The sequence below is a fragment of the Pseudomonas sp. IT-P2 genome (genome assembly GCF_949767575.1).
GTDB classification, from domain to species: Bacteria; Pseudomonadota; Gammaproteobacteria; order Pseudomonadales; family Pseudomonadaceae; genus Aquipseudomonas; species Aquipseudomonas pharyngis.
The window spans coordinates 374,878-399,448 of the sequence record NZ_CATKQA010000011.1 but is presented as its reverse complement, the minus strand read 5'-3'; the positions used below and the strand labels follow the sequence as shown (position 1 = coordinate 399,448).

Below are 24,571 nucleotides of genomic sequence, written 5' to 3'. Positions count from 1 at the left end.
GTCTGACCCCGCCTCTACCCTTTGCGCTCTCTCTCGAATCTCGTGGAAGCGTATGCAAAGGACTCTCATCAATCTCTCGCCCCGGCAAGCGCTCGGGTTCTGCCTCGCCATCATGCTGTTCGAATGGCTGACCTACATGGCCAGCGACATGGTCATGCCGGCGATGCTGACCGTCACTCGGGATCTTGAAGCCGATGCCCGTCATATCCCCAACGCGTTCAATCTTTACCTGATCGGCGGTGCATGCCTGCAGTGGCTGATCGGGCCTCTGTCCGACCGGTTCGGTCGACGCCGGTTGTTGCTGGCAGGTTGCGCACTGTTCAGCGCAATGTGCGCAGCGACAGTGCTCGCGCCCGGCATTGAAACGTTCAACGCGTTACGGCTGCTGCAAGGCATGGGACTGGGCTTTGTGGTGGCTGTCAGCTATCCCGCGCTTTCAGAAGTATTCTGCGAAGCTGATGCCGTACGCCTGATGGCGCTGCTCGGCAATGTGGCGCTGCTTTCGCCGCTGATCGGTCCCCTGCTGGGCAGCCTGTTGCTGGAATGGCTCAGCTGGCGCGAACTGTTTATCGGCCTGGCCACGGTTGCGGTACTTGCATGGACCGGACTGTACGTCTGCATGCCCGAAACCATCGGCGTGGTCCGTCGTGATGGTACTCAGCAAGCGCCTGTAGCCTTTTCTCTTGGTCAGATCGGTGCTCGATACCTTGCGTTGTCGCGCAACAAAAACTTTCTCGGGACCTGCGTTGCACTTGGCCTGATGAGCCTGCCGCTGATCGCCTGGATCGGTCTTGCACCGCTGTTGCTGATCCAGTCACTGGGGCTGACAACGCGGGAATATGCCCTGTGGCAGATACCGGTCTTTTCAGCCGTCATTCTCGGCAATCTGATTCTCGACCGGTTGCTGCCCACACGTGAATTGCCGCAATTGATTCGCCTGGCACTGTGGCCGTACTGCCTGGGGCTGCTGACCCTGGTGGCAGTCGCCATGACCAGCCTCCCTCTGATCGCGCTGATTGCCGGCCTCGCGCTGTACGCCGTAGGCCTGGGCATGAGCAACGCGGCTCTGTATCGGTTGGCGCTGTTTTGCAGCGATGACAGCAAAGGTCTGGTTTCGGCCGCGATCGGCATGATTTCGATTGCCGTGATGGGTGCCGGTGGATCGTTGATTGCCGCTGTCGGCGGCGGCCATCGCCTCGAATTCTTCGCGCTGTGGGCCGCACTCGGCGGCCTGCTGTCCCTGCCCTTGCTCAATCGGTTTCTGCCTGCTGCGCCAAGGCCGACCGTTCAACATAACGATAAGGACGTCTGATGTTCCATTTCCCCAACAGCGACGCGCTCTGCGCGTTGACGCAACCCTATTGCCCGGATTCCGTGCCAGACGGGCTGTTCGACCAGGCCATGACCGAGATCAGCCGTTTCCACAGCCAGCACACCCCGGGCTACGAGCACTGGCTGAAAGCCAACGGGCTGACCGTGGACGATCTGGACAGACTCGACGACTGGTCGCATCTACCGCCGATTTTCGCCAGCTTTTTCAAGCAGCACCCATTGCTCAGCCCCACCGGTACCCACGCGCTGGAGCTGACCTCCTCAGGCACCAGCGGGCAGAAAAGCCGCATGCGTTACGACGAACGCAGCCTGAGCGCCGCCCAGTACATGGTCGAACGCATCTTTCACCATTATGGCTGGAACAACCCGCAAACCCCGTGCAACTACTTGCTCTTGAGCTACGAGCCCGAGGGCACGATCAGCCTGGGAACCTCCTTTACCGACCAGTTCCTGTGCCGGTTCGCGCCCGTCAACCGGGTGACCTACGCCCTGCGCCATACCGGCAGCGGCCATGAGTTCGACAGTTTCGGCGTTATTGCAGCGCTGCAATCATTCGCCGAAGAAGGACTGCCGGTGCGGATTCTCGGCTTTCCCGCCTTTCTCTGGCAGACCCTTGAACGCATGCGAGCCACCGGCGTTCGCGAACTGCAACTGGCACCGGACTCGTTGGCGCTCTTCGGGGGTGGCTGGAAAACCCATGCCGCGCAGGAAATTCCCCGTCAACAACTGTACGAGCGCATGCACCGACAACTGGGGCTCCAAGTCACCCGCTGCCGCGACGGTTACGGCGCGGTCGAGCATCCGGTGCCTTACCTTGAATGTGCTCATCATCATTTCCATGTTCCCGTCTATTCGAAGGTCTTCGTGCGCAATCCATCCGATTTCACGGTTCTGCCGTATGGCCGTCAGGGCTTGCTGAGTTTCGTTTCGCCTTACATTTCATCGAGTCCGGCCCATGCGGTAGTCATGAGCGATCTCGCCACCCTGCATCCGGGCGCCAATTGTGGCTGTGGTCTGTCTGCAGACTGGTTCGAATTGCACGGCCGCGCCGCGACCACGGCCGGCAGAAGCTGCGCCATGGCCGCTTCCGAATTGCTGGGGAGGCACTGACATGTACCTGATCAACGGACAGCTGCATGCCGACTGCCGGCTCGCCGATGCACTGGATCAACTGAACCTGGACCTGCCACAGCGCCTGGGTACGGCACTCCGGCGTGCGACAGTCATCGATGCGGTGGCCGCTTTCGCCACACGACTGCAAGATCCGGATTTCAATCGGCACCTCGATCCCGACCACCGGCAGTCCCTGATCCAGTTCTGCCAGCCTGAGGCGTTGAACCGCAAGCTGACACGCGAGCTGGGTGAGCAACCGGATACCTTGCGCCGCATCGACTACCGCCAATCACGCTTCGAACGCTGGAGCCCGCTGGGCCTGGTGGTTCACATCACGCCAGGTAATGCGCCCCTGCTGGCGTTCTGCGCCGTGATCGAAAGCCTGCTGGCCGGCAACGTCAATTGGCTACGTCCCAGCAGCAGTGACGAAGGACTGACAGCCCGATTGCTGCATGCATTGGCGCAGTGCGACGCTACCGGTCAAATAGCCGGCCACGTCGCGGTCATCCCGGCAACGACTGCGCAAATCGGCCAACTGTGCCAATGGGCCAACGGCGTCTCCGCCTGGGGCGGGGAAGCGGCCCTGCAAGCCATCCGTCAACAACTCCCGGCAGGATGCCGCTGGATCGACTGGGGTCATCGGATCAGCTTTGTTTACCTGACGCCTCAGAGCGCGTCGCCAGAGGCGCTGGATGCGCTGGCAGACGAAGTCTGTCGTCTCGATCAACAGGCCTGCTCCAGCCCGCAATGGCTGCTGGTGGACAGCGATGACGAGGCTGATCTGCGCAGTATCGGCGATGCTCTGGCAGAGGCGTTCGACCGTCGGGCACACCAATGGCCGACCCTGACGCCTTCAATTCAGGAGGCTTCGCAAATCACCACAGTGAAGGCGATGGCGCAACTGGCTCACAGCTTTGTCGGCACCACCGGTCACGTCTGGGAGGCACCAGGCTGGCGGGTGATCTGGACGCATGACCGCCAACTCGGTCCCTCGCCGCTGTTTCGCACTGTGCTGCTCAAACCGCTGCCCCGCGCGCAAATCACCCGTACGCTGTTGCCCTGGCGAAACGCGCTGCAAAGCTGCGCCCTGATCTGCACCGAACACGAGACGGCAGAATTGACGCAAACGTTGATCTCGGCGGGCGTCACGCGAATCGCCCCCGCGGTATCGATTCACGAAGGTTACGAAGGCGAACCCCACGACGGCGTCTATGCCTTGCAGCGCCTGAGTCGACGGGTGTCGGTCAGCCTGCCGGTTGCGACGCTGTCTACCTGTGCCACGCTTGATCCGCTACCGGCACCGCCGTGCATCGCAGGTCGCCCGATCATGAACAAGGAAACGTTTGTCACCCGCCCGATCAATCCGGCGGCCCGCCTGTACTTCCGCTCCGGGGGCAGCAGCGGCGTTCCGGTGTTGTCGGGTTTCAGTTACCGCGATTTTGATCGGCAAATGCGTGCCGCCGCCGACGGGCTGTTTGCCGCAGGCCTCGACCCGGCCCACGACCGCGTGATGAACCTGTTCTTCAGTGGCGGGCTGTATGGCGGCTTCTTCAGCTTTTCCAAAGTGCTGGAGCTACTGGGTGTCACTCATCTGCCGATGGGCGCGCCCGCCGATGATGATTACCGCGAAATCGCCCGGATGATCATCGATCAACGTGTCACCACGCTGGTCGGCATGCCTAGCACCCTCCACCGTCTGTTTATCAACGAACAAGCCCGATTGCGTGCCTACGGCGGCATCGAAAAGGTCTTTCTCGGCGGTGAACATCCCGGTGAACAGAGCCGTGCATTAATGCACAGCTGCGGTGTCAGGCTTATCCGTTCGGCCATTTACGGCAGCGTCGACGCCGGGCCGCTCGGCCATGCCTGCCCGGCAACGTCTGATGGCGTATTCCATCTGATGAGCGATATTCAACACCTGGAAATCGTCGCGTTTGAAGCCGATCAGCCGGTGAATGGCGATGAAATCGGCCGTCTGGTGTTCACCTCGATAGAACGACAAGGCCAGGACGTTCAGCGATACGACCTTGGCGACAGCGGCCGCTGGATACCCGGCCGGTGTCCATGCGGGCTGCCGGCTCCACGCTTCGAGCTGCTGCAACGTCACGGCCGGCTGCTGCGCATCGGCACGGACTTCATCTGTCTGGAAACACTGGCTCGGCATCTGCAGGTCGAGTTCCAGCTGGTCCTGGAGCACGCACCCGACGGGCTGGAGCGGATGCGGTTTCGCAGTTCGCTGCCCGCCCGCGAAGTTCATGACCGCCTGCTGGATTACCCGACGCTGGCGACCCTCATCCGCACGGGACTGCTGACGGTGGACGCAGAACGCTGTGCGATCGATCAGTTCGCCCGAAACAAACACAGCGGAAAGACGCCGCAGGTGATCGACAACCGCAGCGTGGTCCCGCCCACTGACTTGCAAGGAATGCAACATGAACACAAGGATTGAGTTGAACGAGCTCGTGGCGTTTGCCCGTCGCCATTCAAGCTTTTACGCAGGCCACTTCGCTGATGTGCCCGAGCACGTCACTTCGCTGGCTGAATTGCCGGTGATCGATCCCGCTGCCTACTGGGAGGGCAGCGAGGATCTCGACCACTGGCCTGCACTGACCGGTTCTCTGGAAAACGCCCTGGTATTCAAGACGGGGGGAACCACCAGCGCCGGCAAATTCTCGATTTTCCGGCGCCAGGAATGGCAAACACTGGTGACGGATTTCGGTCGCAGTCTCAGCGGCCAGTTGAACGCGGGCGACCGCATCGCCAACCTGTTTTTCGCTGGCGACCTCTACGCCAGTTTCATCTTCACCCACGATGCGCTGGCGCATGTGGAAACGGATATCGTCGAATTTCCGTTCACCGGTCATGTCGACTCGGCCATCCTCGCCGATGCCGTCGTTCGGCACCGAATCAATGTGCTGGCCGGACTGCCCGCCCATTTGCTGACCTTTGCGGCCTGGCTTGAGCAGCACGGGCGCGTACTCGAGGGCGTGACCACCCTGCTCTACGCCGGGGAAAGCCTGTTCCCGGCACAGCTGCGACGATTGGGCCGTGTCTTTCCCGGTGCGCGCATTGCGTCTCTGGGCTATGCCAGTGTCGACGCCGGTTTCATCGGCGCCAGTCAACGTGACTGCGCGTTGGGCGAACATCATGCGGCTGACAACCATAGCGTGCTGGAGATTCTCGACGAAGAAACCGGAGAGGTGATTGACGGGTGCAACCGGGTGGGACGACTGGTGGTGACCAACTTGACCCGTCGCTTGATGCCCTTGATTCGATATCCGGTCGGCGATCGTGCCTGTTGGCGAGAGCCCGGTAATGTTCCCCGGCGCAAATTCGCGTTGATGGGACGCTGTGCCGACAGTCAGCGGGTTCGTGTCGGCGTACTGACCCTCCTGCCTCAGGCCATCGGCCAAACCGTACAGCGGATTACCGGCAGTGAAGACTGGCAACTGGTGATCGAACAGGAAGGCACAAGGGATATTCTGCGCCTGAGCTGGGTACCGGATGCCCTGTCTGCGACGGGTGAGCAGGCAGACCGGTTACTGCACCGTGCGTTGATCGAAGCCTATCCATTGATCGAAGAATTGAGCACCGGGCATTTGCTCGAATTGCAGATCCGGCGCTGCACGATTCAGTCACTGTCACGCCATCCACGGTCAGGTAAACAGCAGCGTGTAGTCGATCTGCGGGTATACGACAATCTGCACCGGGAGGACCGTTGATGGAAACCCTGATCCTGCGCAGTTACCGTAACAGCGACGCCCGTGCCGTCAGCCAACTTTTCAGAAAGGTCTACGCCAACCAATACGCTCAGCCCCATGTTTACCTGCCGCGCATGATCACGCAGAACCATGTCGGCGGTCGCTGGCATTCATTGGTTGCGGTGTCGGAGGGGAAAATTCTGGGGCACGCGGCATTGATTCGCGACAAGGAGTCGCGCATCGCCGAACTCGCATTGAGCGTGGTGGATCCACAGAGTCGTGGCCAGAAAGTTGCCACCCGACTGAGCCGGCAATTGCTGATTCATGCCCAGGCGCTCGGATGCCACGGCGTGACGATCAAGCAGATGACCCATCATCCCTACACGCAACGGATGGCCGCCCGTCTGGGGTTTCACAACACCGGGCTGCTACCCGATCATGCCCCTTCGCCCTTTGGCGAACCGGTGCCGGAGTCGTTGGTGCTCGGCTATCTCCAGATCGACGGATACCAGCGACCGTTGCCAAGCCTCGCATGGCCGGATGGCTGTCGCGAGTTCATGCAGCAGATGGTCGACAAGTTCGGGACACGGGACAACCCATCACCCTGGGTCGGCGACCCCATACAACTGGATCAGCGCTGGGGGCGCTATGACGGCTTATTGGAATCGCTTGACGACGGATTGCTCAAGCAACTGCAGCAGTTGCCGGACCATTGGCTGATTTCGATCAGGCTCAGACTCGCGCAGGGTTTCGACAGTGCCTGGCGCCAGTTGTCGACCATGGACTTCACCTTCACCGGGCTGGCGCCCGATGAAAAAGGCTCGGGATGGCTGGCGCTGTTTCATCGCGGGTTCCAGCCAGGAACGCTGACCTTGCACTGTCCGCGGATGCAACGTCTGCAGGCAGACATGCGGCGTCGGGAACTCAATGTGCCATGAACGACGAGGCCCGCTCCGTTAACCGGGCGGGCCTGCGTGATCACGCCTTGGCGCTGACACCCTTGTCGGTAGGAGGCTTGCGCTCCCCACCCTGACCATAAGTCTGCAGGTTCTGCAGCACATAAATGGCTTTCTTGTACTCGGGGATCAACGTATTGGCGTACTTGTTGCCCTTGAGATTGTTGTTCTGGATGGTATCCAGTTGCGTTGCGAAGTACTCCAGCGCATTGAACTTGGCGTCCGGATCCTTCTGAATGCCGAAGCGATCAAACTTGTCGCCGGCGTTGAGCAGAGTAATGGACGTGACTTCGGAAATCAGGCCACGGCTGCGCAGCATTGCACTGAGGCTGCCCAATTGTTTGGCCGAAACATTGGTGGGATCGAAACCCTTGATGTTCTTGTGCAGCCCCTGCTTGTCCATCTCGGCGATGCTGATTGCGTTGGGATCGTTGCCGACCATAGCCAGCATCTGCTTGACCTTCACGCTTTGGGAAACCGGTTTGCTCGAGCTTCCTGTGTCTCGAACCAGCAAACCCGCCTTGGGTTGCCAGGCACCGGTATAGCCGATAGTCATGAGCAGGCTCCTTGCGAGGAAAACATGAAAAATTCCTTGTTGGACGACTTTTGAGTTGCCCGGAGTATCGGCCGGCAAACTAATGGCACCAACTCCTTTCTGCACTTTTTTACAATTTTCGTACATTCACGATACAAACCGACAACAGCCCCGGAAATACGGGACCAGAGCGTTCATGACAATGTGATGAAAGTGGGTTTATCGCTCTAATGTTCGGGACAGTTAGTTCTCGTGTATCAGGCCGGATACGTTCCATCGGTCGGGATTGCATCTTTTAGGACGCAAGTACCTAAAGCTTCCCGACGTCGCGACGATACGTTAGGAAACCCGCGCTGTTTTTCCCCTCCCCACAATAAGAATCCCTGCTCAAGGACCGGTTTCCATGCCCGCATTCCGCACCATTCAGGCTCGCTACACGCTGTTTCTGGTTCTATTCATTCTGTTGTTGTCGGTGCTGACCGTGGTTGGCATCAGCCAGTTGGTCGCGCCCAAGCTGCGCCATACCGAAGAACAGGTGGTGCTCAATCGCATTGCTGAAGTGGCCGAGCAGATCCAGGGCGAACTGAACAAGGTCCAGGCGCAACAGCGCAGCATCACCCAGACCATCCCGCTGCTCGACAGCGCAGCCATCGACACCGTGTTGCCGGGGCTGGTGGATCAATACGGCGAGCTCAAAGTATTCGGCGGCGGCATCTGGCCGTTGCCCGGCCAGCGTGAGGCCGGACGCAACAAGTTCAGTACGTTCTGGCACCGTGATGCCTCCGGCAAACTGGCGGTAAACACCTTCTGGAACAGCGACGCGGCGCCCAACTATTACGACCAGAGCTGGTACAAGGGCGGCATGCAGACCCCGCGCGGCCAATGCGCGTGGGCCGCTGCCTATAAAGATGACGCCAGCGCCGAACCGCGCACCAACTGCGCCATGGCCATCCAGAAAAACGGCAGCGCCTGGGGCGTCTCGACCATCGACGTGACATTGGGCTTCTTCAACGATCTGGTGGCGCGCAAGGAAAAAGACCTCAACGCCGAAATGCTGATCGTCGAGGCCGACGGCAAGATCATCAGCAACAGCTCGCGCATCAGTGGCCCGATCGTGCTGAAGAACATCAGCGAACTGGCCGGTGGCTCGACCTTCGCCAGCCAGGTCAAGGCCGGGCTGCAAAACCGCGAGCAAGCGCAGCGCGTCGAATTCGACAACAACGGTGAAGCCAGCACGTTCTTCATGCGTCCGATCGAAGGCACCCCATGGTTCCTCGCCACCGCGCTGCCGACCAAAATGCTCACCGCCCAGCGTGACGACGTGCTCAGCAGCCTGAGCCTGTTGCAGATTCCGCTGGTGATCCTGCTGGTGCTGTTGCAGGTCTACGCGATCCGCCAACTGGTCTCACGCATGAAAGCGCTGAAAGCCAACATCGATTCGCTGTCCAGCGGCGATGCCGACCTGACCCGGCGCATCACCATTCGCGCTGAAGATGAACTCGGTGCCATCGGGCACTCGGTCAACACCTTCATCGCCTACCTGCAGAACATGATCGGCGAAGTGACCCAGGCCACCGGAGCCATGGCTTCGAGCCTCGACAACCTGCAACGCACCTCGGCGCACACCAGCCAGATTCTGCTGCGCCACGCTTCGGAAACCGATCAGACCGTTACCGCGATCAACGAAATGAGTTCGACCGCCGAAAGCGTCGCGCAAAACGCCGCCGAAACCGCCGCCTTCACCCAGCGCGCCAATGAAAACGCCGACCGCTCGCGCGTGGTGGTTGGCGAAGCGTCAAGCAGCGTGGTGGCGTTGATCGACGAAGTGGCCAGCGCCACCCACAAGGTCGAAAGCATGCAGCAGGACGCCCAGCGCATCACCGAAATCCTCGGCGTGATCGGCGCCATTGCCGGCCAGACCAACCTGCTGGCGCTCAACGCGGCCATCGAAGCGGCCCGCGCCGGTGAACAGGGTCGCGGTTTTGCCGTGGTAGCGGACGAAGTACGAGCCCTCGCCGCCCGCACCCAGGCCAGCACCTCCGAAATCAACGAAATGTTGACCCGTCTGACCCAGGGCGTGAGCTCGTCGGTCAGCGCCATGGAAAACACCCAGGCCAGCTGCCAGTCGGCCGCCGATGCCACGGCGCGAGTCAACAGTGGCCTCGACGAGATGGCCGGCTCCGTCAGCCACATCAACAGCCTCAGCACCCAGATCGCCACCGCCGCCGAACAGCAAAGCGCGGTCACCGAAGAGATCAACCGCAGCATGGTGCAGATCCGCCACATGGTTGATGAGCTGGTGGAAAGCGGTCAGGCCAGCGAACTCAACACCCGCCAGTTGCTGGAAGCCAACAGCCGGGTCAGTGCGATCATGGGGCGCTTCAAGGTTCGCTGACCGTTTTGTCATCTTGCGCTCAGTGGCCTGTCAGCTTTGATCTACGATCATATTGGCAGGCCTGCCTTGTATCACTTGGAAACACTCCGTTGATGCCCGGCAGGAAAAACCGGTCAAAATGCCTTCCTTTTTTGACCGTTCCTCCTCTGAGCCGAGAGCCCTCCATGCGAAACCATCTGCGTCTGGCCGCCCTGAGCGCCCTGTTCATCTCGTCCCTGGCGCAAGCCGCCGACCTTATCCCGATCGAAGTCCACCGCGACGCCAACTGTGGCTGCTGCAAAAAGTGGATCAGCCATCTGGAAGCCAATGGCTTCAAGGTCGAAGACCACGTCGAAAGCGACATGAGCAGCTTCAAGCAAAAGCACGGTGTACCGCCGCGTCTGGCGTCCTGCCACACCGCAATCATCAACGGCAAATTCGTCGAAGGCCATGTCCCGGCGGAACAAGTGCTGGCCCTGAGCAAGCGTGACGACCTGCTGGGCGTTGCCGCACCGGGCATGCCGATGGGCTCGCCGGGCATGGAAATGGACGGCATGAGTGATGCGTATCAAGTGATCGGCCTGAAGAAAGACGGCGCCGATGTGGTGGTGGCGGATTACCCGGCCCATTGATGACGGCGGGTTATGTCGGGCTGTTCCTGGCGGCGTTCGGCGCGGCGACGCTGTTGCCGCTGCAATCGGAAGCCGTGCTGGTAGGGTTGCTGGTCAGCGAGCGCTATTGGCTTTGGGGGCTGTTGGCCGTGGCGACGCTGGGCAATGTTCTCGGTTCACTGGTGAACTGGTGGCTGGGGCGCGGGCTGGAACGGTTTCAGGACCGGCGCTGGTTTCCGGTCAGCCCCAGGCATATGGAGCGAGCCCGCGTTCACTATCAGCGTTACGGTCACTGGTCGTTGCTGCTCAGCTGGTTGCCGGTCATCGGCGATCCGCTGACGCTGATCGCCGGCGTCATGCGCGAACCCCTCGGGCGATTTCTGTTGATCGTCACCCTCGCCAAAGGCGCCCGCTACGGGGTGCTGGCGATGCTCACCCTCGGCTGGCTCGGTTGAACGATCGGGCCCGGGGATTGCCTGTGTTTAACGTCGCCCTAATCCGGCCGTTCCAGCATCGGCCGATTTCTTGTGGAGTTGTCCTATGTCCGTATCGCTGACCCGCTGGCTGCCCGGCCTGCTGCTGACCGCCGCCCTGCCCCTGCTCGCACACGCCGAAGGCCCGCAATACGGCCCGCAATTGCAGGGTTTCGAGTATCCCTACACCCTCAAGCACTTTGCCTTTCAGTCTCAGGGCAAGTCGCTGCAGATGGGTTACATGGACGTCGCCGCCCACGGCAAGGCCAACGGGCGCACCGTGGTGCTGATGCACGGCAAGAATTTCTGCGGCGCGACCTGGGACAGTTCGATCAAGGCCCTGAGCGAAGCCGGCTACCGGGTGGTTGCCCCGGATCAGATCGGTTTCTGCACCTCCAGCAAACCCGATCATTATCAGTACACCTTCCAGCAACTGGCGGCCAACACCCAGCAATTGCTCAAGGCGCTGGGCATCCAGAAGGCCACCCTGCTCGGCCACTCCACCGGCGGCATGCTCGCCACCCGTTACGCGCTGCAATACCCGGATCAGGTCGAGCAACTGGCGCTGGTCAATCCGATCGGCCTGGAAGACTGGAAAGCCCTTGGCGTGCCTTACCGCAGCGTCGATCAGTGGTATCAGCGCGAACTGAAAGTCACCGCCCAGGGCATTCGCGACTATGAACGCACGACCTATTACGACGGCCGCTGGAAACCCGAATTCGACCGCTGGGTGGACATGCTCGCCGGCCTGAGCAACGGTCCGGGCAAGACTCAGGTCGCATGGAACTCGGCGCTGATCTACGACATGATCTTCACCCAGCCGGTGTACTACGAGTTCAAGGACCTGAAGATACCGACCCTGCTGCTGATCGGCACCTCCGACACCACCGCCATCGGCAAGGACATCGCGCCACCCGAAGTGAAGGCGAAAATCGGTCACTACGAGGTGCTGGGCAAGCAGGTGGCGAAACTGATTCCTCAGTCCACGCTGGTGGAATTCCCCGGCATGGGCCACGCCCCGCAGATGGAAGAGCCGGCGAAGTTCCATGAGGCACTGCTGGGCTGGCTGGACAAAACCAATCCCGTTCGTTGAAGAGGTAACGCTGATGGCGGTGCAGATTGCGGTGATCGATGACTGGCAGGACGTCGCGCGGGGCGTAGTCGACTGGTCGGTGCTCGACAGTCTCGGCGAAGTCACCTTCGTCCATGAGTACCCGGCGGACAACGCCACGCTGGCCGAACGTCTGGGCCGGTTCGAAGTGATCTGCGTGATGCGCGAACGCACACGCTTCGACGAAGACCTGCTCAAACGCTTGCCGAACCTGAAGCTGCTGGTCACCGGCGGCATGCGTAACGCGGCGCTGGATATGCCGGCCGCGGCCCTCCTCGGGATCAAGGTCTGCGGCACCGACAGCTACAAACACGCAGCGCCGGAACTGACCTGGGCGCTGATCATGGCCGCCAGCCGCAATCTGCTGAACGAGGCCAACGCCCTGCGCGCCGGCCAGTGGCAGCAAGGTCTGGGCGGCGACCTGCACGGCAAGACCCTGGGCATCCTCGGGCTCGGCAGCATCGGCCAGCGGGTGGCGCAGTTCGGTCAGGCGTTCGGCATGCGCGTCATCGCCTGGAGCGAAAACCTCACCGCCGAACGCGCCGAACAGGCTGGCGTCACCTATGTCAGCAAGCAGCAATTGTTCGAACAGGCTGACGTGCTGTCGGTGCACCTGGTGCTCAGCGATCGCAGCCGGGGCCTGGTCGATGCCCAGGCGCTGGACTGGATGAAGCCGACCGCCCTGCTGGTCAACACGGCGCGCGGGCCGATTGTCGACGAAGCGGCGCTGATCAAGGCCTTGCAGAAACAGCGTATCGGCGGTGCGGCCCTTGACGTGTTCGATCAGGAACCGCTGCCGGCACTGCACCCGTTTCGCACCCTCGACAATGTGCTGGCCACGCCTCATGTCGGCTACGTCAGCCGCCAGAACTATGAGTTGTTCTTTTCGCAGATGATCGAAGACATTCAAGGGTGGTCAGCCGGGGAACCTATCCGCCTGCTCAACTGAGTCATCTCGTCTTCGCGGGCAATCCCTGCCCGCGAAGCAGCACCCACTGTCTGCCCGCCAACACAACTGTCCGCACCGCAACAGTGCGCCCGCACTTTCCCGGCGCCCGAAATCGTGACCGGCCGGTCACCAATTTGCACCATCGACCCCACCAGACATGCACTTCGTCGGGGCGCCTCCCTTCCCGAAGCCACGGATTTCGTGAGCCTGCAACAGATTGTCGAACAATTCATCCGCTAGCCCTGGCCCGCTCTAGGATCTGGCCTAGACTGGTTTTCGCGGGGTAAAACCGGCCAGTCACAAAGTCAAAAATTCGTCGAAACTTTTGCAGATCGCGGCGGGTCATCTGATAGGCAGGGCCAAAGCGACTGGTTCAAGTCTTGCAATGGCCCCCTCACCCATTCTGCTTGCACGTGTTGGGTAGCGATTTGCTCACTCATGCGTGGCGTGTTTGCGCCCGGCCACAGGACCTGGCCATGGACATCGCATGTTCAAGACAAGAATCAGATCAAAAAGACGGGAGATTCATATGATCAGTGCGGCATTGGAAATTCAGGGAGAACGGGCTCATCAGCCGATGGGTGAATCGAGCACTTTAAGCGTTCCCGGCAGCCGATCGATCAGCGTCCCGATCACCAAGACACTGACGCCGATAGCCAGTCAGAACCCCAACAAGAAAAAAGTGTTGTTCGTGACCTCGGAAATCGCCGATCTGGTGAAGACCGGCGGTCTGGGCGACGTTTCTGCCGCCCTGCCCCGCGCGATGGCACATCTGCATGACGTGCGGGTGTTGATCCCGGGTTACCCGCAGGTCATGAACAGCGAAAATCCGATTCACATCATCGGTGAACTGGGTGGCCACGCCGCGCTGCCACCTTGCAAGATCGGGCGCATGGACATGCCCGACGGTCTGGTCATTTATGTCTTGATCTGCCCTGAACTCTACGCCCGTGACGGTGGCCCGTATGGCGCCAACAATGGTCGCGACTGGCCGGACAACCACATTCGCTTCGCTCGTCTGGGTCTGGCCGCTGCCGATATCGCCGCCAACCTCGCGCAGATCCACTGGTGCCCGGATCTGGTGCACGCCCACGACTGGCCGGCCGGTCTCGCGCCTGCCTATATGCACTGGCGCGGGCAACGCACGCCGACCCTGTTCACCATTCACAACCTGGCCTATCAAGGCGTGACCAGCCTGGGTTCGTGCCCGGAACTCGGGATTCCGGCCCATGCCCTGCAACAGGAAGGCATGGAGTTCTACGGCAAGATGTCGTTCCTCAAGGCCGGCATGGCCTATTCGAGCCATATCACCACGGTCAGCGCTACTTACGCGCAGGAAATCACCACACCGGATTTCGGCTGCGGTCTCGACGGTTTTCTCGCCGCCAAGACCCAGCAAGGTTTGCTCAGCGGCATCCCCAACGGCATCGATGAAAGCTGGGACGCCGCCACCGACCCGCACCTGTTCGCACCGTTCGCCATCGGCGACTGGGAAGGCAAAGCGGTCAACGCCGCCCACGTTCGCGAACTGTTCGGCCTGGAACAATCGGAAGGTCCGCTGTTTGCCGTGGTCTCGCGCCTGGTCTATCAAAAAGGCCTCGACCTGACCGAGGCGGTGTCGGAATACATCGTGCAGAACGGTGGCCAGATCGCAATCATCGGCCGTGGCGAGCCGGAAGAAGAACAAGCCATGCGCGAACTGGCGCTGCGCTTCCCCGGCCAGATCGGCGTGCGCATCGGCTTCAACGAAACCGACGCCCGGCGGATGTTCGCCGGCAGCGATTTCCTGCTGATGCCGTCGCGTTACGAACCCTGCGGGCTGAGCCAGATGTACGCCCAGCGTTTCGGCTCGTTGCCAGTGGCGCGCAACACTGGCGGGCTGGCCGACACCATCGAAAACGGTGTCACCGGTTTCCTGTTCAACGAATCGACCGCGGACAGCTACCGCGAAGCCCTGAGCCGCGCGTTCAAGGTATTTGCCTTTCCCGAACTGCTCAACGCCATGCGCTGCCGGGCAATGGCCGCGCCATTCAACTGGTGCAAGGCGGTCGAACCCTACGCCGAACTCTACGAACAACTGGTGGCCAAGTCGCTGGGAAAAACGCACCACAAATAACCAGGGAGCTTTACAACAATGCCGTCACGGACACCTGAAAGCTGGCCCCACGGCGCGATCATGCTGGATGCCGACCACACACAATTTGCGCTGTGGGCGCCGGATGCGTTTTACGTCAGCGTCGAGCTGGGCAACGGCCAGTCGCTGCCCATGCTGCCCCAGGGCGATGGCTGGTTTGTCATCAAGACCCGCTGCCCTGCCGGCAGCCGCTACCGTTTCAACATCGACGGCGAACTGGAGGTGCCCGACCCGGCCTCCAGGGCGCAGGACGGTGATATCGACCGTCACAGCGTGGTGGTCGATCCCCACGCCTATCCATGGCAACACGTAACGTGGCGAGGTCGGCCGTGGAATGAAGCGGTGATCTACGAGTTGCATGTGGGTGCGCTAGGCGGATTCGATGAGGTCGAAAAGGATCTGGCCCGACTGGCCGCCCTGGGCATCACCGCTATCGAACTGATGCCGATCGCACAATTCCCCGGCTATCGCAACTGGGGGTATGACGGCGTACTGCATTTTGCGCCACAAGCCTCCTATGGCACTCCGGAACAACTCAAGCATCTGATCGACAGCGCCCATGGCCACGGTCTGGCGGTGATTCTCGACGTGGTCTACAACCATTTCGGCCCGGACGGCAACTACCTGCACCGCTACGCCAAGGGCTTTTTTCGCGAAGACAAACACACCCCGTGGGGCGCGGCCATCGACTTTCGCCGTCGCGAAGTGCGGGACTTCTTCATCGAAAATGCACTGATGTGGCTGCTGGAATACCGTTTCGACGGTTTGCGCCTGGATGCCGTCCATGCAATAGAAAGTCAGGACTTCCTGCCCGAACTGGCGCAGCGTGTCCGCCAGCAGGTCGACCCCGCCCGTCATGTATGGTTGACCGTCGAGAACGAACTCAACCAATCGAGCCTGCTGGAAGAAAATTACGACGCCCAATGGAATGACGACGGCCATAACGCTTTGCATGTGTTGTTGACGGGCGAAACCGATGCCTACTACGCCGACTACGCTCTGCAACCGACCGAACAACTGGCCCGCTGCCTGAGCCAGGGCTTCGTGTTTCAGGGGCATATCACCCGCCACGGCGAACCACGGGGCGAGCCCAGCGAGCATCTGCCGTCCACTGCCTTCGTACTGTTCCTGCAAAACCATGACCAGATCGGCAACCGTGCCTTCGGCGAGCGCCTGCATCAGTTGACCGATCCGCGCGCGCTTGAGGCGGCGACGGTGCTGCTGTTGCTGTCGCCGATGATTCCGCTGATGTTCATGGGCGATGAATATGCCGCCGAGCAACCGTTTCTGTTCTTCACCAGCCACCACGGCGAACTGGCGAAACAGGTACGAGAAGGCCGTCGCAACGAGTTCGCTGCATTCAGTGCGTTCACCGACCCGCATAAGCGCGAACGGATACCCGATCCCAACGCCGAATCGACCTTCCACGCCTCGCGGCCAACGCGGTCAGGTAATGGCACACCGCGCCAGCAGGCAACGAATGAGCTCTATCGTCACCTGCTGCAATTGCGTCACCGCTACATCATCCCGAACCTGTCCGGCACCCAGGCCCTTGGCGCGCAAATGCTGGGCCGTGGTGCGGTCAGCGCACGCTGGCGACTGGGCGATGGCAGTGAGTTGCGAATCGACCTGAACCTCAGCGGGACGGCGGTGGTCAACCCTCCACGGACCGGCGCGGTGTGGCTGTTTCAACAGCCTCCCGCTGCCGAGATGTCCGATAAGGGCCTTCTGCCCCCGTATTGCGCGCTCGTCAGCCTCACGGCCGCAACCCCTTTGCCCCCCTTGGATGGAGAGCGCCTATGAGCGATGCGCAACTGGAAATTCTCGCCAGCCGAGCCGGCCTTGCCGTCGACTGGATCGACGCCAACGGGCGAGCCCAAAAAGTCGCCCCGGCCGTGCTTCGCAATGTGCTGATCGGTCTCGGCCACCCCGCCAGCACCGCCCAGGAAATCGACGCCAGCCTGCTTGAACTGCAACAGGTACAGGAAAATCGCCAACTGCCGCCACTGCTCACTGCCGATGTCGGCGTGAGCGTGGATCTGGCCCGCTATTTCGAACCAGAAACCCCTTGTGAGATTCACCTTGAGGATGGCTCGCGCTTGAGCCTGCGGCTTGATGCGGAGTCGATACTGCCCGGAGAGATTCCGGTCGGCTATCAGCAAGTGCACATCGCCGATCAGCAATTCACCCTGGCCGTGGCGCCGGAACGCTGCTTCAGCGTGGGCGACGCGGTGGACAGTCCGATCCCGCGCGCTTGGGGCCTGAGCGTGCAGCTTTATGGTTTGCGTCGCCCTGGCGATGGCGGTTTCGGCGATACCCAGGCCCTGGAAGAACTGGCCCGGGTGGCCGGCGAACGGGGTGCCGATGCACTGGCGATCAGCCCATTGCACGCGATGTTCAGCGCCGACACCGGGCGCTACAGCCCTTACTCGCCGTCCAGTCGGCTGTTTCTCAATCCGCTGTATGCCGCACCGGGGGCCATACTCGGCGAGCGCGCGCTGCGCGATGCGATTGACGCCGCCGGCCTGACCGATCAGTTCGAGCAACTGGAAAACCTGAAACTGATCGACTGGCCGAAAGCCGCCGTGGCCAAACTGAAACTGCTGCAAGCCTTGTACGACGGTTTCATCAGCGGCGAACACCCGTTGCACGCCGACTTCTCCAGCTTCCGCGATGCGGGCGGCGAAGCGCTGGAAAACCACTGCCGCTTCGAAGCCATTCAGGAAATGCGCGCCGCCCGTGGCGAGAGCCTCGACTGGCGCGAATGGCCGGAACACTGGCACGACCCGCGCGGCGCAGCGCTCGGCGCGTTTGCCGAGGAATACGCCGAGCGCATCAGTTACTTCGCGTTCTGCCAATGGTTGATTCACCGCTGCCTGGAACGTGCCCAGACCGCCGCCCGCAGCGCCGGAATGGGCATCGGCCTGATCGCCGACCTGGCGGTGGGTGCCGACGGCGCCGGCAGCCAGGCCTGGAGTTTTCAGGACGAACTGCTCGCCTCGCTGACCGTCGGCGCGCCACCGGACATCCTCAATCGCTCCGGACAGGGCTGGGGTATTTCCGCGTTTTCCCCGGAAGGCCTGGTGCGCAACGGTTTTCGCGCGTTTATCGAGATGCTGCGCGCCAACTTCGCCCACGCCGGCGGGCTGCGCATCGACCATGTCATGGGCCTGCAACGGTTATGGGTCATCCCCAACGGTTCCGCCCCGGCAGACGGTGCGTACCTGTATTACCCGGTGGACGACTTGCTGCGTCTGCTGACCCTCGAATCCCATCGTCATCAAGCGATCGTGCTCGGTGAAGACCTCGGCACCGTGCCTGATGGCCTGCGGGAAAAACTGATCGCCCGCGCCATGCTCGGCATGCGCGTGCTGCTGTTCGAACAGGACAACACCCATTTCAAACCGATCCTCGACTGGCCGGACAACGCACTGGCCACTACCAGCACCCACGATCTGCCGACGCTCAACGGCTGGTGGCATGGCCGCGACATCGACTGGAACGCGCGGCTCGGGCTGGTCGATGCCAACGGCGAAATCGATTGGCGCCGTTATCGCGAACGCGAGCGAGAAGGCCTGCGCAGTGCCTTGAGCCAGGACCCGCAGAACTTTCGCGAGGAATCCCACGAGGCCGATCAGGTGGTCGACGCCGCAGTCCGTTTCCTCGGCCACACCCGCGCTCCGCTGGTATTGCTGCCGCTGGAAGATGCGCTGGGGCTCGACGAACAGGCCAACCTGCCCGGCACCATCGACACCCACCCGAACTGGTCACGCCGCTTGCCGGCCACCAGTGAGACGCTGCTCGACGGTGTCGACGCCGCAAGACGCCTGGAACTATTGGCGTGTGCCCGCCTTCAGGCAGCCGAGCGTGACCAATGAGTGCATTGCCTATCCCGACACTGCGCGCCACGGTCCGCCTGCAATTTCATCGCGGTTTCACCCTTGATCAGGCGGTGCCGCTGGTGCCGTATTTCTCTCGACTCGGCATCAGCCACATTTATGCCTCGCCGCTGCTGGCCGCGCGCGCCGGCTCCATGCATGGTTACGACGTGGTCGACCCGACCCGGGTCAATCCGGAACTTGGCGGCGAGCCAGCCTTGCGTCGTCTGGTCGCCAGCCTGCGCGAGCACGGCATGGGGCTGATCCTCGACATCGTCTCCAATCACATGGCAGTCGGTGGCGGGGACAACCCGTGGTGGCTAGACCTGCTCGAATGGGGACGGCTCAGCCCCTACGGCGAGTTCTTCGACATTCAGTGGCACTCGCCCGACCCATTGATGGAAGGCCAGTTGCTGTTGCCGTTTCTCGGCAGTGACTATGGCGTCGCGTTGCAGGACGCGACCTTGCCGCTGGTGTTCAACGCCGAAAGCGGCACCTTCCATGTCGAGCATTACGAGCATCACTTCCCGATCTGCCCCGGCGACTACGGCGAACTGCTCAAATCCGATGACGCCCCTGACGAAGCCCTCAAGGGCCTCGCCGACCGCTTCAGCGCGCTCAGTTATCAGACCGACGCTCGCGCGCTGGCGATTCCGCTCAAGGAAGAACTTCAGCAACTCGCCAGCGACCCGCAGATTCGGCAGGCCATTGAGCGCAACCTGACGCACTACGATTCGAAGACCGAAGACGGTTTTCAGCGCCTGCACCAATTGCTGGAGCGGCAAAGTTATCGTCTGGCGAGCTGGCGCACGGCGGCGGATGACATCAACTGGCGGCGCTTCTTCGACATCAACGAACTCGGCGGTTTGCGGGTCGAGCGTCCGGCAGTGTTCGAGGCCACCCACGGCAAGATTTTCCAGTTGATCGGCGAGGGCCTGATCGACGGCCTGCGCATCGACCACATCGACGGTCTCGCCGACCCGCGCGGTTACTGCCGCAAGCTGCGCCGCCGCCTCGACCATCTGGCGCCGGGCCGGCACTTGCCGATCTACGTCGAGAAGATTCTCGGCGACGGCGAAACCCTGCCCACCGACTGGGCCGTGGACGGCAGCACCGGTTACGAATTCATGAACCAGCTGTCACTGCTGCAACACGACCCGGACGGCGAACATGTGCTCGGTGACTTGTGGCAACGCCGTACCGAGCGCCCCGCCGCGTTCATCGAAGAAGCCCAACTGGCGCGCCAGCAGATCCTCAACGGCTCGCTGGCCAGCGATTGCGAAAGCGTCGCCCAGGCCCTGCTGCAAGTGGCACGCGACGACCTGATGACCCGCGACCTCACACTCGGCTCGATCCGCCGGGTGCTGCAGGCGCTGATCGTGCACTTCCCGGTCTATCGCACCTACATCACCCCGATGGGCCGTTCGGCCCGGGACGAGGTGTTTTTCCAGCAGGCCATGGACGGTGCACGGCAGACATTGAGCGAAGCCGATTGGCCGGTGCTGGATTCCGTAGCCGGGTGGCTCGGTGGCCAGCCATGGCGGCGCAAACCCCGTGGGCGCTCGCGCAAAATCCTGCGCCATGCCTGCGTGCGCTTTCAGCAGCTCACTTCGCCGGCCGCGGCCAAAGCGGTGGAAGACACCGCGCTGTATCGTTCGGCGGTGCTGCTGTCGCGCAATGACGTCGGCTACAACACCGAGCAGTTCAGTGCGCCGGTCAGCGACTTTCACGCGGTGAACCTGCAACGCCTGGAGAGCTTTCCCGACAATCTGTTGGCCACCGCCACCCACGACCACAAACGCGGGGAAGACACCCGCGCGCGGCTGGCCGTGCTCAGCGAGCGCAGCCATTGGTACGCCGAACAGATCGAGCTGTGGCGCGCCCTCGCCCGTCCGCTGCGCAATGACGATCAGCTGCCGTCGTCTGCGGACGAACTGATCCTTTATCAGGCGCTGCTCGGCAGTTGGCCGCTGGCGTTGCGTGACGACGATCAGGCGGGCTTCGCCGATTACGCCAAACGTGTCTGGCAGTGGCAGCAGAAAGCCCTGCGCGAAGCCAAGCTGCAAAGCAGCTGGAGCGCGCCGAACGAAGCCTACGAAAACGCAGCCCAGGCGTTCACCGAACAACTGCTGCTGGCTCCTGAAGGCGAACTGCTGCGCGGGGCGCTGGCCAAGACCGTCAGCAGCATCGCTGCTGCTGGCGCCCTCAACGGTCTGGCGCAAACCTTGCTGCGCATGACCGTGCCGGGAGTGCCGGATCTGTATCAAGGCAACGAGTTCTGGGACTTCAGCATGGTCGACCCGGACAACCGCCGGCCAGTGGACTACGTCGCCAGGCAACAGGCGCTGGAGGCATCGGGGCCGGTCCAGGAACTGTTGGTGAACTGGCGCGACGGGCGAATCAAGCAAGCTTTGATCGCCGAGGTGCTGCGCCTGCGCGCCGACCACACCGAGTTGTTTCGCCAGGGTTCGTACCAGGCCCTCGAGGTGCTGGGCAGCCAGGCGCACAACGTGCTCGCGTTTGCCCGCGAGCATGGGGAGCGACGGATCATCGTGATCGTGCCGATCCGTTGCGCAACACTGCTGGAAAACAGTGCCCTACCCATGGTCGATGCGCTGCGCTGGGGCGATACACGGGTGGTTTTACCGTTCGACGCCTCTGACGAAAATCCGAAGGGACTTTTTTCGAGCACCGCAGTCACAAAAAACAGGGAGCTGCAGGTCAGCGCCGCGCTGGGGGATTTCCCGGTCAATCTGCTTATCCAACACGTCTAGCAGCATGAGTTCAGTTCAGGAGCATTGCGATGAGTACCGACGATAAACGCATCCGCGAATTCGCCTATCAGATCTGGGAATCCGAAGGAAAACCCGAGGGCCAGGAAGCCCGCCACTGGGAGATGGCGCGCAAACTGGCCGAGGCCGAGGCATTGGCGCCGAAAAAATCGCCAAAAGCCGCCGGCAGTAAAACCGCCGGCAAGACCGCTACCAGCAAAGCCGTCGATGGCAAGGCGCCCGCTGCCAAACACAAGGCCACGACGGCCAAGGCCAAGCCCTCCGGCGCCGCCAAAGTAATTCCCCCAGGCGAAAAAGCCACCGAGAAAAAGCCCCGCGCGCCGCGTAAGCCGCCCGCGGTCTGACACGTCCAAAACCATTGATTTGAATAACCGTGTGGCGGGTTCGCTCGCCACCGAGGGCTTACTCGTCCTCGAAAAACACCTACCCCCCGATTTTTTGCAGGAGCACCTATGACCCGTCCAAAGAAAGCCGAGCCCGCCGCGCACGCCGAACCCTCGCGCATCCGTGAAGGCCTGCCCTTCCCGCTCGGCGCGACCTGGGATGGTCTGGGGGTGAATTTTGCGCTGTTTTCCGCCAACGCCACCCGGGTCGAGCTGTGCATTTTCGACGATGCCGGCGAAGTTGAGCTCGAACGCATCGAGCTGCCGGAATACACCGACGAGATCTACCACGGCTATCTGCCCGATGCGCATCCGGGACTGATTTACGGCTACCGGGTCTACGGACCCTATGACCCGGCCAACGGCCACCGCTTCAACCACAACAAGTTGCTGATCGACCCCTATGCCAAGCAATTGGTGGGCGAGTTGAAATGGTCCGAAGCGCTGTTCGGCTACACCATCGGCCACCCGGACGCCGACCTCAGTTTCGACGAACGCGACAGCGCGCCTTTCGTTCCCAAGTGCAAGGTCATCGACCCGGCCCACACCTGGGGCCACGACCAGCGCGTCAGCGTGCCGTGGGACAAGACCATCATTTACGAGACCCACGTGCGCGGTATCAGCATGCGCCACCCTTCGGTGCCGGAGAATGTGCGCGGCACGTTTGCCGGGTTGATGGTCGACGATGTGCTGGAGCACATCCGCAAACTCGGGGTGTCGACCGTCGAACTGTTGCCGATCCATGCCTTCGTCAATGACCAGCACTTGCTGCACAAGGGCATGACCAATTACTGGGGCTACAACAGCATCGCGTTCTTCGCCCCGGATCCGCGCTATCTGGCCAGCGGCAAGATTGCCGAGTTCAAGGAAATGGTCGCGCACCTGCACGACGCCAATCTCGAAGTGATTCTCGACGTGGTCTACAACCACACCGCCGAAGGCAACGAGCAAGGCCCGACCCTGTCGATGCGCGGGATCGACAACGCCTCGTACTACCGTTTGATGCCGGACGACAAGCGCTTCTACATCAACGATTCCGGCACCGGCAACACCCTGGATCTGAGCCATCCGTGCGTGCTGCAAATGGTCACCGACTCGCTGCGCTACTGGGCCAGTGAAATGCACGTCGACGGCTTCCGCTTCGACCTGGCGACCATCCTCGGTCGCTATCACGACGGTTTCGACGAACGCCACAGTTTCCTCGTGGCCTGCCGCCAGGATCCGGTGCTGCGTCAGGTGAAAATGATCGCCGAGCCCTGGGACTGTGGCCCCGGCGGTTATCAGGTCGGCAATTTCCCGCCGGGCTGGGTCGAGTGGAACGACAAGTTCCGCGACACCGTGCGTGCCTTCTGGAAAGGCGACGACGGCCAACTCGCCGACTTCGCCAGCCGCATGACCGCCTCCGGGGAAATGTTCAACCAGCGCGGTCGCCGGCCTTATTCGTCGGTCAACTTTGTCACTGCTCACGACGGTTTTACCCTCAACGATCTGGTGTCGTACAACGACAAGCACAACGAGGCCAACGACGAAAACAATCAGGACGGCAGCAACAACAACCTGTCCTGGAACCACGGCGTCGAAGGGCCCACCGACGATCCGGAAATCAATGCGCTGCGCCACCGGCAGATGCGCAATTTCTTCGCCACCCTGCTGCTGTCCCAAGGCACGCCGATGCTGGTGGCCGGTGACGAATTCGCTCGTACCCAGGACGGCAACAACAATGCCTACTGCCAGGACAGCGAGATCGGCTGGGTCAACTGGGACCTGAGCGAGGACGGCAAGGCGCTGCTTAAATTCGTCAAACGCCTGATCAAGTTGCGCCTGGCGTATCCGATCCTGCGCCGCGGGCGGTTCCTGGTCGGCGAATACAACGAGGACATCGGCGTCAAGGACGTGACCTGGCTTGCGCCGGACGCCACGGAAATGACCACCGAACACTGGCATAACGCGCAGAATCGCTGCATGGGCATGTTGCTTGACGGTCGCGCCCAGGAAACCGGGATCCGCCGCAAGGGTGGCGACGCCACGTTGCTGCTGGTGGTCAACGCCCATCACGACATCGTCAACTTCACCTTGCCGGAAGTGCCTGAAGGCAGTTTCTGGACGTGCATGATCGATACCAACCAGCCATCGATCCGTGGCCAGGAGCGTTTTGAGTTCGGTCACGAGTACTCGGTCACCGGACGCTCGCTGCTGCTGTTTGAACTGCAACGCGAAGAAGAGGACTGA

At 61.7% G+C, this 24,571-nt stretch carries 17 protein-coding genes; 16 read left to right on the top strand and 1 reads right to left on the bottom strand.

Features of this window, described 5'->3' with window-relative positions; translation table 11 throughout:
* Positions 1-52: 52 nt before the first annotated feature.
* From ACM6JM_RS08605 to ACM6JM_RS08585, 5 genes are read left to right on the top strand one after another with little or no spacing between them, the layout of a single operon-like run.
* The gene (locus tag ACM6JM_RS08605) at positions 53-1,312 is read left to right on the top strand and encodes an MFS transporter (RefSeq protein WP_074690932.1); all 1,260 of its coding nucleotides are present in this window, start codon (positions 53-55) and stop codon (positions 1,310-1,312) included.
* Positions 1,312-2,442, top strand: a complete 1,131-nt coding sequence (locus tag ACM6JM_RS08600; protein WP_103386146.1) for an acyl-protein synthase — start codon at positions 1,312-1,314, stop codon at positions 2,440-2,442. The genes ACM6JM_RS08605 and ACM6JM_RS08600 overlap by 1 nt, the downstream gene beginning before the upstream one ends.
* Before the next feature lies 1 nt (position 2,443).
* On the top strand, positions 2,444-4,894 hold the full coding sequence (locus ACM6JM_RS08595) for an aldehyde dehydrogenase family protein (protein WP_414881676.1): 2,451 nt from the start codon (positions 2,444-2,446) through the stop codon (positions 4,892-4,894).
* Complete coding sequence (locus ACM6JM_RS08590) at positions 4,878-6,167, top strand: phenylacetate--CoA ligase family protein (protein WP_414881675.1); 1,290 nt, start codon at positions 4,878-4,880, stop codon at positions 6,165-6,167. The genes ACM6JM_RS08595 and ACM6JM_RS08590 overlap by 17 nt, the downstream gene beginning before the upstream one ends.
* Positions 6,167-7,084 (top strand): GNAT family N-acetyltransferase, encoded by a 918-nt coding sequence (locus ACM6JM_RS08585; RefSeq protein WP_074690929.1) that lies wholly within the window; start codon positions 6,167-6,169, stop codon positions 7,082-7,084. Before ACM6JM_RS08590 ends, ACM6JM_RS08585 begins: the two co-directional genes overlap by 1 nt.
* 40 nt (positions 7,085-7,124) lie before the next feature.
* Here ACM6JM_RS08585 and ACM6JM_RS08580 read toward each other — a convergent pair whose 3' ends face one another.
* Positions 7,125-7,658, bottom strand: coding sequence for a hypothetical protein (locus ACM6JM_RS08580; RefSeq protein WP_039768142.1), 534 nt, complete (start codon positions 7,656-7,658; stop codon positions 7,125-7,127).
* A 382-nt stretch (positions 7,659-8,040) separates the two neighbouring features.
* Between ACM6JM_RS08580 and ACM6JM_RS08575 the strand changes: the two genes are divergently transcribed.
* The 11 genes from ACM6JM_RS08575 (at position 8,041) to glgX (ending at position 24,571) form a co-directional block, all read left to right on the top strand.
* Positions 8,041-10,032: a methyl-accepting chemotaxis protein gene (locus tag ACM6JM_RS08575; protein ID WP_085667104.1), complete on the top strand. Its 1,992-nt coding sequence runs from the start codon at positions 8,041-8,043 to the stop codon at positions 10,030-10,032.
* Positions 10,033-10,196: 164 nt separating this feature from the next.
* Complete coding sequence (locus ACM6JM_RS08570; protein ID WP_221535777.1) at positions 10,197-10,643, top strand: DUF411 domain-containing protein; 447 nt, start codon at positions 10,197-10,199, stop codon at positions 10,641-10,643.
* Positions 10,643-11,077 (top strand): YqaA family protein, encoded by a 435-nt coding sequence (locus ACM6JM_RS08565; RefSeq protein WP_414881674.1) that lies wholly within the window; start codon positions 10,643-10,645, stop codon positions 11,075-11,077. The genes ACM6JM_RS08570 and ACM6JM_RS08565 overlap by 1 nt, the downstream gene beginning before the upstream one ends.
* A gap of 85 nt (positions 11,078-11,162) precedes the next feature.
* Positions 11,163-12,188 (top strand): alpha/beta fold hydrolase, encoded by a 1,026-nt coding sequence (locus ACM6JM_RS08560; RefSeq protein ID WP_414881673.1) that lies wholly within the window; start codon positions 11,163-11,165, stop codon positions 12,186-12,188.
* Between the two features lie 13 nt (positions 12,189-12,201).
* The gene (locus ACM6JM_RS08555) at positions 12,202-13,155 is read left to right on the top strand and encodes a D-2-hydroxyacid dehydrogenase family protein (RefSeq protein WP_414881672.1); all 954 of its coding nucleotides are present in this window, start codon (positions 12,202-12,204) and stop codon (positions 13,153-13,155) included.
* Between the two features lie 529 nt (positions 13,156-13,684).
* Entirely contained in the window at positions 13,685-15,271 is a 1,587-nt protein-coding gene (gene glgA, locus ACM6JM_RS08550) for a glycogen synthase GlgA (RefSeq protein WP_039768136.1), read from the top strand.
* Between the two features lie 18 nt (positions 15,272-15,289).
* Positions 15,290-17,092, top strand: a complete 1,803-nt coding sequence (gene treZ, locus ACM6JM_RS08545; RefSeq protein ID WP_414881671.1) for a malto-oligosyltrehalose trehalohydrolase — start codon at positions 15,290-15,292, stop codon at positions 17,090-17,092.
* Positions 17,089-19,167: a 4-alpha-glucanotransferase gene (malQ, locus tag ACM6JM_RS08540; RefSeq protein WP_414881670.1), complete on the top strand. Its 2,079-nt coding sequence runs from the start codon at positions 17,089-17,091 to the stop codon at positions 19,165-19,167. The genes treZ and malQ overlap by 4 nt, the downstream gene beginning before the upstream one ends.
* Positions 19,164-21,941 carry a malto-oligosyltrehalose synthase gene (locus tag ACM6JM_RS08535; protein WP_414881669.1) on the top strand — a complete coding sequence of 926 codons (2,778 nt, stop codon included), beginning with the start codon at positions 19,164-19,166 and terminating at the stop codon, positions 21,939-21,941. Before malQ ends, ACM6JM_RS08535 begins: the two co-directional genes overlap by 4 nt.
* 29 nt (positions 21,942-21,970) lie before the next feature.
* Positions 21,971-22,303: a DUF2934 domain-containing protein gene (locus ACM6JM_RS08530; RefSeq protein WP_414881668.1), complete on the top strand. Its 333-nt coding sequence runs from the start codon at positions 21,971-21,973 to the stop codon at positions 22,301-22,303.
* Positions 22,304-22,411: 108 nt separating this feature from the next.
* The gene (glgX, locus tag ACM6JM_RS08525; protein WP_074690920.1) at positions 22,412-24,571 is read left to right on the top strand and encodes a glycogen debranching protein GlgX; all 2,160 of its coding nucleotides are present in this window, start codon (positions 22,412-22,414) and stop codon (positions 24,569-24,571) included.

Coding starts and splice junctions, on each gene's coding strand:
- ACM6JM_RS08605 (WP_074690932.1), top strand. CDS start 53: ATGCAAAGGACTCTCATCAATCTCTCGCCCCGGCAAGCGCTCGGGTTC.
- ACM6JM_RS08600 (WP_103386146.1), top strand. CDS start 1,312: ATGTTCCATTTCCCCAACAGCGACGCGCTCTGCGCGTTGACGCAACCC.
- ACM6JM_RS08595 (WP_414881676.1), top strand. CDS start 2,444: ATGTACCTGATCAACGGACAGCTGCATGCCGACTGCCGGCTCGCCGAT.
- ACM6JM_RS08590 (WP_414881675.1), top strand. CDS start 4,878: ATGAACACAAGGATTGAGTTGAACGAGCTCGTGGCGTTTGCCCGTCGC.
- ACM6JM_RS08585 (WP_074690929.1), top strand. CDS start 6,167: ATGGAAACCCTGATCCTGCGCAGTTACCGTAACAGCGACGCCCGTGCC.
- ACM6JM_RS08580 (WP_039768142.1), bottom strand. CDS start 7,658: ATGACTATCGGCTATACCGGTGCCTGGCAACCCAAGGCGGGTTTGCTG.
- ACM6JM_RS08575 (WP_085667104.1), top strand. CDS start 8,041: ATGCCCGCATTCCGCACCATTCAGGCTCGCTACACGCTGTTTCTGGTT.
- ACM6JM_RS08570 (WP_221535777.1), top strand. CDS start 10,197: ATGCGAAACCATCTGCGTCTGGCCGCCCTGAGCGCCCTGTTCATCTCG.
- ACM6JM_RS08565 (WP_414881674.1), top strand. CDS start 10,643: ATGACGGCGGGTTATGTCGGGCTGTTCCTGGCGGCGTTCGGCGCGGCG.
- ACM6JM_RS08560 (WP_414881673.1), top strand. CDS start 11,163: ATGTCCGTATCGCTGACCCGCTGGCTGCCCGGCCTGCTGCTGACCGCC.
- ACM6JM_RS08555 (WP_414881672.1), top strand. CDS start 12,202: ATGGCGGTGCAGATTGCGGTGATCGATGACTGGCAGGACGTCGCGCGG.
- glgA (WP_039768136.1), top strand. CDS start 13,685: ATGATCAGTGCGGCATTGGAAATTCAGGGAGAACGGGCTCATCAGCCG.
- treZ (WP_414881671.1), top strand. CDS start 15,290: ATGCCGTCACGGACACCTGAAAGCTGGCCCCACGGCGCGATCATGCTG.
- malQ (WP_414881670.1), top strand. CDS start 17,089: ATGAGCGATGCGCAACTGGAAATTCTCGCCAGCCGAGCCGGCCTTGCC.
- ACM6JM_RS08535 (WP_414881669.1), top strand. CDS start 19,164: ATGAGTGCATTGCCTATCCCGACACTGCGCGCCACGGTCCGCCTGCAA.
- ACM6JM_RS08530 (WP_414881668.1), top strand. CDS start 21,971: ATGAGTACCGACGATAAACGCATCCGCGAATTCGCCTATCAGATCTGG.
- glgX (WP_074690920.1), top strand. CDS start 22,412: ATGACCCGTCCAAAGAAAGCCGAGCCCGCCGCGCACGCCGAACCCTCG.